The sequence below is a fragment of the Centipeda felix genome, assembly GCF_900186465.1.
Lineage (GTDB): Bacteria > Bacillota > Negativicutes > Selenomonadales > Selenomonadaceae > Centipeda > Centipeda felix.
The window spans coordinates 919,101-932,228 of the sequence record NZ_LT891959.1 but is presented as its reverse complement, the minus strand read 5'-3'; the positions used below and the strand labels follow the sequence as shown (position 1 = coordinate 932,228).

The 13,128-nt window shown below is 58.5% G+C and carries 13 protein-coding genes and 1 tRNA gene; 7 read left to right on the top strand and 7 right to left on the bottom strand.

Features of this window, described 5'->3' with window-relative positions; translation table 11 throughout:
• Positions 1 to 13: 13 nt before the first annotated feature.
• From C1713_RS11860 to dpaL, 7 genes are all read right to left on the bottom strand, one after another.
• Entirely contained in the window at positions 14 to 658 is a 645-nt protein-coding gene (locus tag C1713_RS11860; RefSeq protein ID WP_102494037.1) for a helix-turn-helix transcriptional regulator, read from the bottom strand.
• A 130-nt stretch (positions 659 to 788) separates the two neighbouring features.
• Entirely contained in the window at positions 789 to 2,186 is a 1,398-nt protein-coding gene (gene hydA / locus C1713_RS11855; RefSeq protein WP_102494036.1) for a dihydropyrimidinase, read from the bottom strand.
• Positions 2,183 to 3,652, bottom strand: coding sequence for an NCS1 family nucleobase:cation symporter-1 (locus C1713_RS11850; RefSeq protein ID WP_102494035.1), 1,470 nt, complete (start codon positions 3,650 to 3,652; stop codon positions 2,183 to 2,185). The genes hydA and C1713_RS11850 overlap by 4 nt, the downstream gene beginning before the upstream one ends.
• A gap of 42 nt (positions 3,653 to 3,694) precedes the next feature.
• Complete coding sequence (gene arcC, locus C1713_RS11845) at positions 3,695 to 4,660, bottom strand: carbamate kinase (RefSeq protein WP_102494034.1); 966 nt, start codon at positions 4,658 to 4,660, stop codon at positions 3,695 to 3,697.
• Between the two features lie 10 nt (positions 4,661 to 4,670).
• Positions 4,671 to 5,867, bottom strand: coding sequence for a knotted carbamoyltransferase YgeW (gene ygeW, locus C1713_RS11840; protein ID WP_102494033.1), 1,197 nt, complete (start codon positions 5,865 to 5,867; stop codon positions 4,671 to 4,673).
• A gap of 33 nt (positions 5,868 to 5,900) precedes the next feature.
• Positions 5,901 to 7,217 carry a YgeY family selenium metabolism-linked hydrolase gene (locus C1713_RS11835; RefSeq protein WP_102494032.1) on the bottom strand — a complete coding sequence of 439 codons (1,317 nt, stop codon included), beginning with the start codon at positions 7,215 to 7,217 and terminating at the stop codon, positions 5,901 to 5,903.
• Positions 7,218 to 7,252: 35 nt separating this feature from the next.
• Positions 7,253 to 8,458 carry a diaminopropionate ammonia-lyase gene (dpaL, locus tag C1713_RS11830; protein ID WP_102494031.1) on the bottom strand — a complete coding sequence of 402 codons (1,206 nt, stop codon included), beginning with the start codon at positions 8,456 to 8,458 and terminating at the stop codon, positions 7,253 to 7,255.
• Positions 8,459 to 8,694: 236 nt separating this feature from the next.
• Between dpaL and C1713_RS11825 the strand changes: the two genes are divergently transcribed.
• From C1713_RS11825 to C1713_RS11800, 7 genes are all read left to right on the top strand, one after another.
• Positions 8,695 to 9,675 (top strand): Gfo/Idh/MocA family protein, encoded by a 981-nt coding sequence (locus C1713_RS11825; protein ID WP_102494030.1) that lies wholly within the window; start codon positions 8,695 to 8,697, stop codon positions 9,673 to 9,675.
• Positions 9,676 to 9,760: 85 nt separating this feature from the next.
• A tRNA-Gln gene (locus C1713_RS11820) sits at positions 9,761 to 9,836 on the top strand.
• A 177-nt stretch (positions 9,837 to 10,013) separates the two neighbouring features.
• Positions 10,014 to 10,487, top strand: coding sequence for an IS200/IS605 family transposase (gene tnpA / locus C1713_RS11815; RefSeq protein ID WP_102494029.1), 474 nt, complete (start codon positions 10,014 to 10,016; stop codon positions 10,485 to 10,487).
• Positions 10,488 to 10,494: 7 nt separating this feature from the next.
• Complete coding sequence (locus C1713_RS12100) at positions 10,495 to 10,644, top strand: hypothetical protein (protein ID WP_170950822.1); 150 nt, start codon at positions 10,495 to 10,497, stop codon at positions 10,642 to 10,644.
• A 5-nt stretch (positions 10,645 to 10,649) separates the two neighbouring features.
• Positions 10,650 to 11,072, top strand: a complete 423-nt coding sequence (locus tag C1713_RS11810) for a DUF4418 family protein (RefSeq protein ID WP_050342600.1) — start codon at positions 10,650 to 10,652, stop codon at positions 11,070 to 11,072.
• A complete protein-coding gene (locus C1713_RS11805) occupies positions 11,069 to 12,274 on the top strand; it encodes an FtsX-like permease family protein (RefSeq protein ID WP_102494028.1) in 1,206 nt (401 codons plus the stop codon). The genes C1713_RS11810 and C1713_RS11805 overlap by 4 nt, the downstream gene beginning before the upstream one ends.
• A complete protein-coding gene (locus C1713_RS11800) occupies positions 12,271 to 12,951 on the top strand; it encodes an ABC transporter ATP-binding protein (RefSeq protein ID WP_170950821.1) in 681 nt (226 codons plus the stop codon). The genes C1713_RS11805 and C1713_RS11800 overlap by 4 nt, the downstream gene beginning before the upstream one ends.
• Positions 12,952 to 13,128 lie beyond the last annotated feature (177 nt).

Here is a 13,128-nt window from a genome sequence, read left to right as displayed (position 1 = left end):
ATATGCCGGCGAATCACACAGACGGCTCGTCCGAGGCTCCCCCAATATAGCTGTAGAGCGTGTACTTCGAGATCCCGAGGAATTTGGAAATCTTGTCTCCGGATTTTGTGATGAGCAGGGCACCGCGCTCATTTAGGAATTGAACAGCGCGCATTTTATCCTCGCGCGCCATCAGCGGTACGGGCTTTCCGACAAGGCGCACGGAATCCTCGAGCAAGTCGTCGAGGAGCTCCGCGACGTTCTGCGGGATGTTGCGATCCTCGCCCTTCGGTGACATGACGGAGATGAGGGGGGCAAGTGCACTGCCGGCGAGAGAAAGCTCCGTGATGTCGAAGTTCATGCAGAAGAGGGCGATGATCTTTCCGCTCGTGTCGCGCAGGTAGACGGTCGTCGATTTGAGCACACGTCCGTTCTTGCCCTTCGTGAGGTAGCTGCCTTCTGTATGCAGCTTTTCGGGGTGACCGCTGAGCGCGTCGAGCACGGCCATGGATGGCCCGTCGCCGACCTTGCGGCCGGAGATATGACCGTTCTCGATGGCGACGATGGAGTGCTCCACGTCGGAGAGATCATGCACGACGACTTCGCAGTTCGGACCGAATTGCTGGGCAATGCCGCCGGCGATTTGTTTCAGACAGGCGAGGAGTTGCCCGTTCATCATGCTATCAAAACCCCTTCACAGTTCTCAAAAAAAAGGAAGCCGCTCCCATGCAGCATGGAAGCGGCTTCCCTCGTGCATTTTCTGTTATCATATCACTTTCCCCGCAGGAAAAGCAAGTGTTTCTCTTCGATCAGCACCGCACAATATCCTCGTAGGGGACATTGCGCTTGCGTTGGAGGAACTGGCCATAGCCGCGCTGTCCGAGGAATGCACCCTCCCGCGCGATGACTTCGCCGCGCAGCATGGTGAGGGCGATTGATGCGCGCACGGTCATGCCCTCATATGGGGTCCAGCCGCAGGTGCTGTGAAGATCGCTTGCGGTGAGGGTATGCTCCCGCCGTGGGTCGATCAGGACGATGTCGGCGTCACTCCCTGGGAGGAGCGTTCCCTTCTTGGGATAAAGACCGAAGATCTTCGCCGCGTTCGTGCTGGTCACGCGAACAAAATCGGGGAGGGAGATGCGCCCTGCGAGCACTCCTTCGCTGAAGATGAGCGGCATGCGCTCCTCAACGCCCGGCACACCGCCCGGGCAGTCGCGGAAGTCTTTGGTATAGGCGCGTTTTTCATCGGGCATAAAGGGGCAGTGGTCGGTGGCAACAACTTGGATGTCGCCGTCGTGCAGCCCCTGCCAGAGCGCCGCGCGATCCTCCTCCTTGCGGAGCGGCGGCGCCATGATGTACTGGATGGCATCGTCGGCATTTCCCCGAAATTTGTCCTCCGTGAGTGTGAGGTACTGGGTGCAGGTCTCGGCGTAGGCGTTGCGCTGCCCCTCCTGCCGCGCGAGGCGCAGCTGATCGAGGCTCTCATGCGCCGACAGATGCACGATGTAGGCGGGCGCATCGCCTGCCGCCCGTGCGATGGAGAGCAGCATGTTGACGCTCATCGCCTCGGCGATGTTGGGACGCGTCAGCGCATGTTCGATGGGTTCCTGCTCCCCTGCGCCCAGCTCTCTGCGGAGCGTGTTCGTGATCACGTCACTTTCACAATGGACGGTGAGGAGTCCGGCGCGCTCTCGCATCACGCGCAGAATGGGCATGAGCCCTGCCTCCGTCAGTGGGAAGCCGTAGGTCGTGTACGCCTTGAAGCTTGGGAAGCCCGCATCGATCAGTCCCCCGAGTTCGTCGAGGATGTCCATGTCCACATGCTGCAGCACGCCGTGAAAGCTGTAGTCAATCGGGCAATCCTTCGCGAGATCCCAATAGACGTCGAGCGGTTGGCGGAGCGTGCAGCCGGGTGGACCGAATGCGATGTGATCGATGATGGTTGTCGTACCGCCGCAGGCCGCCGCGATGCCGCCCGTGAGGAAGGTATCGCATGCCCTGTACTTGGGGGATTGCTGGAGATCCATGTGGGTGTGCGGGTCAATGCCGCCCGGCACGACGACCATGCCGCAGGCGTCGATGAGGAAATCGTCTCCGACATCTAGATTCTCGGCGATTTCTGTGATGACGCCATTCTCGACGGCAATGTCGAGATGCGTGGGATCGCTCGGCAGACAGACGAGCCCTCCCTTGATGACGGTCCTCATTTGGACGCGCCCCCCAGCTTTACAATGAGCGCATAGGTCAGACCTGCGCCGAGCGTGCCGAAGACGTAGGCGTTGTTGAAGAGAGGCTCAAGCACAGGGACAAAGCGTCCCATGAAGATGAGCGCGGTGAAGATGGCTACGATGAGGAGAGCTCGCACATTCCAGCCATTTGTGTGGAAATATTTTCCCTGTCCCTCGATGTAGGCGTCAACAATGCTGATCTCCGTGCGGTACTCCACGAGGTAGGCTGCGATGTAGATACCCGAGATCGGACCGATCAGAGCGCCGAGGAACTGCGTCACATCGAAGATCAGGTGGTAGGCACTGGAAAGAGAGTTCCATGGCTGTGCAAAGAGCGAGAGGACTGCAACGAGGATCGCCACCTGACGATAGCTGAGGCGCCCCTTGACGTAGGATGCCACGATGTTCACGGGCGGGATCAAGTTGCCCGCGACGTTCGTCGTCAGGATGGCCATGATGATGAAGATGGAGAAAATGAGGCGGATCGCAATGCTGTCGAAATTGCCGACGAGCACGGCGGGTTCCCAAATCTCTTTGCCGAATGCGAGCCATGCACCGGCGGTGCCGCAGATGCCGACGAAGGCAATGTAGCCCGTCATGATCGGTGCGCTGATGATCTGACCGAGGATCTGTGCCCGTTGGTTGACGCAGCTGCGCGTAAAGTCCGGCATGGAGAGCGCAATGCCGCCGTCAAAGGCGATCATAGCGGAGAGTGCCGGCCAAAAGAGCGTCCAGAAGTCTATGCCTTCCTGCGGCTGGAGAACCCGCGCGCTGAGGAGTGTGTCAAGGCTCCAGCCTGCGGTGCTGAACCCCCAGATGATGACGATGAGACTCATCAGGATCAGCGCAGGTGCGGAAACACCCTCGAGGATCTTGACCGCCTTGTTGCCATAGGCCGCGATGTAGACATTGATCGCCCAGAAGATCAGGAAGGAGATGAAGAAGCCCGTGAACCCGAGCCCCTCCCAGCTCGGGACGATCGTCTGGATGATGATGTTCACCGCCTGTCCGCCGATCCAAGCCTGCACGCCGAACCAGAAGACGCCAAGAATGCCGCGGATCAGTGCGGGGATGAAAAGCCCTTTCTCCCCGAAGATGGTCTTGCCCAGCATTGCATAGTTCATGCCGTACTTCACGCCATAGTGACCGATGATCATCGCGACCGCCATGACCAACGTGTGACCAAGGACAATCGTGATGAGCGCCTGGTACCATGTCATGCCTGCGACCAACAGACCGCTCGCGACCTGGTAAACCGCGATCGACACCATGATGCCGATCCACAGGTTTGCCATGTCCTTTGTGTGCCAGTCGCGTTTCTCGCGCGGTATGGGGCTGGTCGCCGGGCTGTAGAAATTCTTGTGGTTCTCAATGGCCTTTACGCCCGCCTCGGTTAGGCTGACAATGCCATCCTTCTCCACTTGATACTCTGACTGCGTCTGCATAGTTATCCCTCCTAACAATGGGAAAATCTGACAGGGCGTTGTTCATGCGTGGATCTGTGTGCCGGTCTTGCCGAGCACGCTGTCCCTGGCCTTTTCGAGGAGTGTGATGAGGGCTATGCGCCCCGGTGCGGACTCGGCGAAGCGGATGGCCGCCTCGACCTTCGGCAGCATGGAGCCGGGGGCAAACTGTCCCTCGGCAATATAGCGGCGCGCCTCCTCGGGCGTCAGCTCATCCAGCCACTCTTCGTCAGGTTTTCGATAGTTGATCGCAACCTTTTCAACTGCCGTAAGGATAATCAGGTAGTCGGCTTCCAAATTTTCCGCGATGAGCTCACTGCCGAAATCCTTGTCGATGACGGCACTCGCGCCCTTCAAGTGATTGCCGTTCCGCATGACGGGGATGCCGCCGCCGCCGCAGGCAACGACGAGCTGTCCCGCCTCAACGAGGGCGCGAATGGCACCGATCTCGATGATCTCGCGCGGCATCGGGGAGGCAACGACGCGGCGGTAGCCGCGCCCCGCGTCCTCCTTCATGATGTAGCCGTAATTCTTTTCGGCGAATGCGGCCTGCTCTTTCGTCATGAAGTGTCCGATCGGCTTCGTCGGATCATCGAATGCCGGGTCGTCCGCATCGACGCGTGACTGCGTGATGATGGTTGCGACGGAGATGTTCGTGATGCCGCGATTCAAAAGCTCCTCGCGCAGGGCGTTCTGCAGGTCATAGCCGATGTACGCCTGACTCATGGCAACGCAGACCGAGAGCGGCGTGTTCGGCTGCGCAGGATTTTCGCGCGAGAGCGCCGCCATTGCATTGTTGATCATGCCGACCTGCGGGCCGTTGCCGTGCGTGACGACGACCTCGCAGCCCTCTTCGATGAGATCCACGATCGCCTTCGACGTGATCTTGACGGCCTGTATCTGCTCCGGCAGGCTTTTGCCAAGCGCATTGCCGCCGAGTGCAATGACAACGCGCCGCTTCTTCTTCCCGCTTTTTTCTTGCTGCTCCATACTCCTGCCCTCAGTAGATCTTGCGGGGCAGGGCGCGGGACGTCATCGCACGGAGTGCCGCCGCGGGATCTTTTGCTTTCGCGAGCAGGATCATTGCGGCGATGATATAAGGCTTGTAACTCGCTTCCTTGTAGAGATGGTCGCGATAGCGGTCGAATACGGATGCCTCGACCTCGCCCTGTGCACAGCTGACGTCGTTGATGTCAGCCGGCAGGCAGTGCAGATAGAGTGCCTTGCCGCCCTCCGTGCGCCGCATCCGCTCCTCGGTGCAGCACCAATCCTTGTGTCCCGCATTCTGTGCGAGGAGTTCCTTTTCGAGCGCATTGATGCCGGCCTCGTCGCCATCTGCGTAGAGCTTCGTGCGCTTTTCCATCGCCGCGAAGGGTGCCCAGCTCTTCGGGTAGACGATGGCGGCATCCGCAAAAGCGTCGTCCATATCATGCGTCACACGGAACGAACCGCCGCCTTTCTGCACGTTTTCCTTCGCTACATTCAGCACATCGGGCATGACTTCATAGCCCTCCGGATGTGCGAGCACGACATCCATGCCGAGCCGCGTGAACAGCCCGATCACGCCCTGCGGCACCGAGAGCGGCTTGCCGTAGGACGGCGAGTAGGCCCATGTCATTGCAATCTTCTTGCCGCGCAGCTGCTCCATGCCGCCGAATGTGTGGATGATGTGCGCTGCGTCCGCCATGGCCTGCGTCGGGTGGTCGATGTCACACTGCAGGTTCACAATGGTCGGACGCTGTTCGAGAATGCCGTCCTTGTGCCCTTGCTCAATCGCTTGTGCGACTTCGAGCTGGTAGGTATGCCCCTTGCCGATGTACATATCGTCGCGGATGCCGATCACGTCCGCCATGAACGAGACCATGTTCGCCGTCTCGCGCACTGTTTCGCCGTGTGCAATCTGGCTCTTCTTCTCGTCGAGATCCTGCACGGTCAACCCGAGGAAGTTGCACGCCGAGGCAAAGGAGAAGCGCGTGCGTGTTGAATTGTCGCGGAAGATGGAGATCCCAAGGCCGCTGTCGAAGAGGCGCGCTGAGATGTTTTCCTCGCGCAGGGCGCGGAGTGCGTCCGCTGCCGCCCAGACAGCCTTCAGCTCATCATCCGTCTTGTCCCACGTCAGCAGGAAATCCTGCCCGAACATATCCTGTGTTCTGAGCCCTTCCAACTGCCGAAGGCTCGTCTCAAAATTTGCTTTCATGATGGATGCTCCTTTCAAATCCGATGCCCGCAATCAATCTGCGACGTAGATGCTCGGCAGCGCTGCGTAGACGGCGGCGCAGGTGACGAGATCCTGCTTCCAGTTTCGCTCGTTGGGTGCATGCGCCTGCGCCTCTGCACCCGGTCCGAAGCCGATGACGGGAATGCCGTTGCGCCCCATGATGGTGACGCCGTTCGTCGAGAACGTCCACTTGTCGGTGAGAGGCCGCCCCTCGCGTGAGGCGATTGTTTCAGGGGAACCGATGCGTTTCTCGCCAAAGAGGTTTTTGTATGCCGTTTCGATGGATCGCGTGACCTTGTGATCCTTCGGTATGACCCAGGTCGGGAAATAGCACTCGATGGGGTACGTGAGCCCCGTATAGCTCGGGCGGGCATATTCGTACATGCTGACCTTTATGTCCTTGCCGTACTTCTTGACATGCGGCAGGGCGCGAATCTCTTCGAGGCAGCCCTCCCATGTCTCGCCTGCCGTCATCCGGCGGTCGAGCGAGACTGCACAGGAATCCGCGACCGCACAGCGACTCGGCGATGTGAAGAAGATCTCCGAGCAGGTAATTGTGCCGCGCCCGAGGAAATTCGCCTCCTCATATTCGGGGTTGTGCTCTTTGTGCAGCATTTTTGCGAGCCCTTGGATTTCTGGGTCGTCGGCGGGATTTTCGTTCAGTGCGCGGATGTCCCGGAGGATGTCGGCCATCTTGTAGATGGCATTGTCGCCGCGCTCGGGTGCACTGCCGTGGCAGGAGACGCCCTGTGCCTCGACGCGGATCTCCATGCGGCCCCGCTGACCGCGGTAGATGCCGCCGTCCGTCGGCTCCGTCGATACGACAAATGCGGGGCGTACCTTATCCTCTTGGATGATGTACTGCCAGCAGAGGCCGTCACAGTCCTCCTCCTGCACCGTCCCCGTGACGAGCACGGTGTACTTGTCCGAGAGCAGTCCGAGATCCTTCATAATGCGCGCGCCGTAGACCGCCGAGACGACCCCGCCCAGCTGATCGGATGTCCCACGCCCGCCGATCTCCGTCGCCGATTCGAAGCCCTCGTAGGGATCGAACTCCCAGTTCGCGCGATTGCCGATGCCGACGGTGTCGATGTGGCCGTCAAAGGCGATCAGTGTCGTGCCGTGCCCCATGTAGCCAAGCACGTTCCCCATCGGATCGATCTCCACCTTGTCGAAGTCGAGCGCGCGCATCTCCTGCGCGATCCGGTCGGCGTGCGCCTTCTCCCCGCTGCTCTCGCCGGGTGCACGCACGATGTCCCGCAGGAACTTCGTCATCTGCGCCTCGTACCCCTGTGCTGCTTCCTTGATGCGTTCATAGTTCAAAGCCATGGTATCCTACGTCCTTTCTGAAAGAATAAAAACTCTTAAAATTGTCCCTCCCAGACGATTTCGCGGTAACGTTCGGGATCGGTATCGCCCTCGGTCGAGAAGACGAGCACGCGCGAATCTCTGTCAAGGCCGAGCAATGCGCGCGGTTCCTCGCAGGCATCATCCGTCATGAGAGCCATGAGTGCGGCGAATGAGGCCGCGCCCGATTCGCCCGAAGTGATGGGGGGATCTCCCTTGATCGGTGCGGCGAGCATCCGCATCCCGTCTGCCGCCACATCGTCGGAGATGGCGACGAAGAGTTTCACATGGTTCTTTAGGATGTCCCATGAGATGGTGTTTGGCTCACCGCAGGCAAGACCTGCCATGATGGTCTCCATGTCACCGCCAACCGTGCGTATTTTCCCATCTCCCGCGAGCGCACCCTCGTAGAGGCAATCCGCCGCCTTTGCCTCTACGACGACGAACGTCGGCGGATTGTCGCTCCAAAGATTCGCATAGAAGCCGATCACTGCGCCTGCAAGCGAGCCGACACCGGCCTGCACAAAGACGTGCGTCGGCCGCTCGGCGCCCTGTGCCTTGAGCTGCTCTGCTGCCTCCAGTGCCATTGTTCCGTACCCCTGCATGATCCAGCCGGGGATGTCCTCGTAGCCGTCCCAAGCCGTGTCCTGCACAATGACGCCGCGCGGTGTCGCAGCAGCCTCCTTTGCGGCCTGCCGCACGCAGTCATCGTAATTGAGCTCCAGAATATCGACCTTTGCCCCGAGCTTTTGGATGTTCTCGAGGCGCGTCTGCGTCGTCCCCTTCGGCATGTGGACAACGGCGTTTTGTCCGAGCTCCCGCGCCGCCCAAGCGACGCCGCGTCCGTGGTTGCCGTCCGTCGCCGTGAAGAACGTCGCTGTGCCGAACTCCTCGCGCAGCTTCTTTGAGGTGAGCACATTGTAAGGCAGATCCGCGATATCCCGGCCCGTTTCCTGAGCGATGTACTGCGCCATTGCATAGGACCCGCCGAGCACCTTGAATGCGTTGAGTCCGAAGCGATAGGACTCATCCTTGACGAAGACATCGCTGAGACCGAGATACTCCGCCATCTTTGGGAGCCTCGTCAGAGGTGTTGGCCCATACTGAGGGAAACTCTCGTGGAACGTCCGTGCGTGCCGCACCTCATCGAGGGAGAGCCGCGACAGAAACGTATCCTCGGTCTTGGGCATCCGGTTCAGCGCCCATAGAAAACGCTCGTCCATATTTATATCCTCCTGTCCCTAAAAATAATTTTGTCAACCAAACAAAAAATTTGATTTCAGTATAGCGCGAATATAATCGTTTTTCAAGAGGGGAGAGATCAATTTTTTGAATTATTTTGCAGCCGTATGCTATCGAGATCGCATGCGTGGAGAGTGTTGCCTTTTGAATAAAGGAAGTATGGGCAAAAGGAAAAATCCCCTCCATGTCGAATGCTTTCGGCAAGGAGGGGATTTCTATGTCAAAGGTGAGATATCGTTGGGCGACACTTGGCTGCGGCGTGATCGGCAACGAACTTGCGCGCGCCATGCAGGCGCTTGGAGGCGGGCTGTATGCCGTCGGCAACCGCACACAGCGCAAGGCGCAGGAGTTTGCCGCACGGTATGGCATTCCGAAGGTGTATGAGCGGATGGAGGACGTGTTCGATGATCCGAATGTCGACATCATCTATATCTCCACGCCGCACAACACGCACATCAACTATTTGATGCCGGCGCTCTCGGCGGGCAAACACGTCCTCTGCGAGAAGTCCATCACACTGAACTCTGAGGAATTGGCGCGGGCGGTCGATTGTGCGCGGACGCATGGCGTTGTACTTGCAGAGGCGATGACGATCTATCATATGCCGATTTACCGTCGCCTGAAGGAGATCATTGTAGGCGGCGCTCTCGGTCCCCTGCGCATGATCCAGATGAATTTCGGCAGCTTCAAGGAATACGATATGGAGAACCGCTTCTTCTGTCGCGAACTTGCGGGCGGGGCGATGCTCGACATCGGTGTCTATGCCCTGTCCTTCGTCCGCTATTTCCTCTCGTCACAGCCGACGGATCTGCTCTCTCAGGTGAAGTACGCGCCGACGGGCGTCGACGAGCAGGCGTCCATCCTCCTCAAGAATGCGGAGGAGGAGATGGCAGCGATCACACTCTCTCTCCATGCAAAGCAGCCAAAGCGCGGGACGATCGCCTTTGAGAACGGCTATGTGGAGATGTTCGAGTACCCGCGCGGGGATCGGGCGGTCATCACATGGACGGTGGACGGACGCACAGAGGAGCTTACAGCGGGAAGTACGGCGGATGCGCTGTTGTACGAAGTCCTCGATATGGAAGCGGCAGTCGCGGGCGAGCGCGATGATATGCACCTCGATTACACGATTGATGTCATGGAGCTTATGACGCAGATTCGCCACTCGTGGGGAATGAAGTACCCCGAGGAGGAATAGAAGCGAACATACAGCCTTTCAAAAAAATTTCCTTGACAAGTGTTTACATATCCGCTATAATCTCCCTTGTTGCTGAGAGCGACACAGGGGTATCGCCAAGTTGGTAAGGCACGGGATTCTGAATCCCGCATGCGTTGGTTCGAGTCCAGCTACCCCTGCCATTTGAATTTTGAGGAGCTGCCCTGAGGGGCAGTTCTTTTTTTGTATAAAAGAAAACCACGCGATAGTCGCGTGGTTGGAAAGAGCTTAAGCGGTGAACAGAAAATCCCTAGTGTGCTAAACTATGCATAAGCCTGCCAGCTTAGAAATAGTGAAGACACTAGGGAGGAAACAGCATTATGTCGAAACAACAAAATGCCGATACGCATAGTTTAGCACACACAAAGTGGAATTGTAAGTATCACGTTGTGTTTGCACCGAAGTATCGGCGAAAAGTATTCTACGAAGGGAAGCAACTGGAAATCCGGGAGATCCTAAGAAAGCTGTGCGCGTGGAAGGGGGTAGAGATCATTGAAGGGGAGATCTGTCCAGATCATATCCACTTGCTGTTAAGTATCCCGCCGAAGATCAGCATATCGAGCTTTATGGGATACCTAAAGGGCAAGAGTAGCTTAATGATATTCCAAAAGTATGGAAACATGAAGTTTGCATACAGAAATCGAGAATTTTGGTGCAAAGGGTATTATGTCGATACCGTAGGAAAGAACACCAAGGCGATTAAGGAGTACATAGCTGATCAGCTGAAGAAGGACCGGGAACAGGATCAACTGAGCTTGTTTGACCCGAGAGACCCATTTATGGGTGGCAAGTAACCTGTGCATGGCTGGCAGGAAAATAAAAGGCGTACTTGTACGCCGCCAATTACATAAGGGCTATGCCCGAAAATGGAAAACCACCCGCTATGCGGGTGGATATTTATTATTGAAAATTTTTATCATCTCTGGTAGGATAGATAAAAATGGCAGATAAGGAGAATGATCATGAGCAGCGAGAAAAAGGGAATCGGCGTGTGTCCGCTTCTGCAGATTGTGCTGAATGCGATATTTTTCATTGGCATACAGACGACTTTTGCACCATGTGCACCGCATGAGGATGGAACGTGGATGACTTGTCATTGGGCAGGGGAGGCGCTGACGGGGCTTGCTGCCGTTATGCTCATCCTGTCCCTCCTGCATCTTGTGCCGCTGCGCTCAGGAGCAAAGACAGGGCTGGCCATTGCGATGATTCCTCTCGCTGTGCTGGTGATCTGTCTTCCGGGACATCTTATTCCGCTCTGCATGATGGAGACCATGCGGTGTCATACGTTGATGCAGCCGTCGGTCAGCGTGATTGCCGTGCTGAACATCATCCTTTCTGCTCTGTATCTGTGGCAGCATCGAAAGGGGGAGAATGAGTGAAGTTCAGTGAAGCACTTGCCCTGCGCACCTGCCGCAGGAATATGGCACGCTCCGCGACGCTTGCTGTGCTGACGGGGATTCTTGCCCTCGTGATCTTCGGCGGCTCGGAGATGCTGCTCGGGCTGCAGGGGGGGCTGATTCAGTTTCAGCAGCGGCTCGGTGCAGATGTCATTGTCCTGCCGAAGGCGGCAGAGGGAGCGGGATCGCTGGAAGGGGTGCTCGTGCAGGGCGTTCCTGCGCAGTTCTACATGGAGGAGCACTATCTCTCCGATCTGCGCAGCATGGCGGGGGTGGCGCATGCGACGCCGCAGTTCTTCCTTGCCTCGGCACATGCGGGCTGCTGCTCCGTAGCGGTGCAGCTGATCGGCTTTGATCCCGCCTCGGATCAGACCATTCAGCCGTGGATCCGCGAGAGCTATGGCGGTACGGTCGGCTATGGCGATATTCTCGTCGGCAGCGGCATTTCCGTGCCTGCGGATGGGATGCTGACGTTCTACGATCTGCCCTGCCGCGTTGTGGGACGGCTCACGCCGACGGGAACGGGAATGGATACGGCGGTCTATACGAATATGGAGACGATCCGTGCAATGATGGCGAATGCGGCGAAAAGGGGATTTGATGTGTTTCAGGGGGTTCCGACGGAGGATGCGATCTCTGCCGTGATGATACGGACGGCGGACGGGTTCTCGCCCGAGGGCGTGGCAGAGGCGGTCAATGCGGCATATCCCGCGCTTACGGCGCGCCCTGCACACGGAATGGTGCACGCAGTGGAGCAGGGACTTGGCGGTATCTTGGAGATGATCGGCGGGCTCGTTATAGTGGTCTGGGTGATCGCCGTCATCGTTCTCGGCATCGCCTTTCACCTGTCGGCGCGCGAGCGGCGGCGCGAGTATCTGATGCTGCGCATCGCGGGGGCGGCGCGCGGATTTTTGACGCGCATGATGCTGACGGAGGCGGCACTTGCCTCGGCGGCGGGCGCTGCGGCAGGAGTTGCACTCGGTGCACTGATTATTCTGCCCTTCGCGGGCCTGATGAAGGCGGGGCTGATGCGCCCCTATATTCTCCCCGACGGCGGAACGATTCTGCTGCTGGCGGTGAATACGCTCCTCGCAGCGACACTGTCTGGGATGCTGGCGGCGGCGTGGACGGTCGGGCGCGTATGTACGGCGCCGGTCAGCACACTGCTGCGGGAGGATGGATGATGGAACTGCGGGCGGAGAAAATCAGTCAGGATTTCCTGCGCGACAGTGCGCGGGAAGGGTACATTGTCGCTGTGGCGGAGACGGATCTGTGCCTTCCCTCCGGTACGGTGACGGCGGTCATGGGGCGTTCGGGCAGCGGCAAGAGTACGCTGCTGCATATCTTGGGCGGGCTCCTGCCGCCCGTGACGGGGAAGGTGCGCATAGGGGAGACGGATCTCTACGCACTGCCCGAGGATGCACGTGCGGAGCTGCGCAGCAGTACGCTCGGCATTGTACCGCAGCAGCTGATGTCGCTTCGCGCGCTGACAGTGCGGGAGAATGTCCTCCTCTCGGCGCTTCTCTATGGCAGGGAACAGGACGTGTCTGCACATGCGGATGCTCTGATGGAGCGGCTTGGCATCGCACCGCTCGCTCATATCTGTCCGTCGGAGCTTTCGGGCGGGGAGCTGCGCCGTATGATGATCGCGCGGGCCCTTGCCGGCGTGCCGCAGATTCTGCTCCTTGATGAGCCGACGGGCGACCTCGATGCGGAGAATACACGGCGCGTGCTTGATCTCGTGCGCGAGACCGCCGACGCAGGCACGGCAGTCCTCCTCGTCACACATGAGAGTGAGGCAGCATCATATGCGGATATTTGCTATACGATGGCAGAGGGGCGGCTGACGCGCTCTGCGTAGTACAGAAAAACGCCCTTATGGCGCGATGCACCATAAGGGCGTTTTTGTATGCGTTTGTCTGTGCGCCTTAAGGAATCACTGATAAAATGAGGTCTGCCAGATTGGCGTAGATTTTTTCGTCCGAACGAGGTGGAAAACCGGACGCAGAGTGGTGCTCTGTGGAGGATTTTCCGCCGA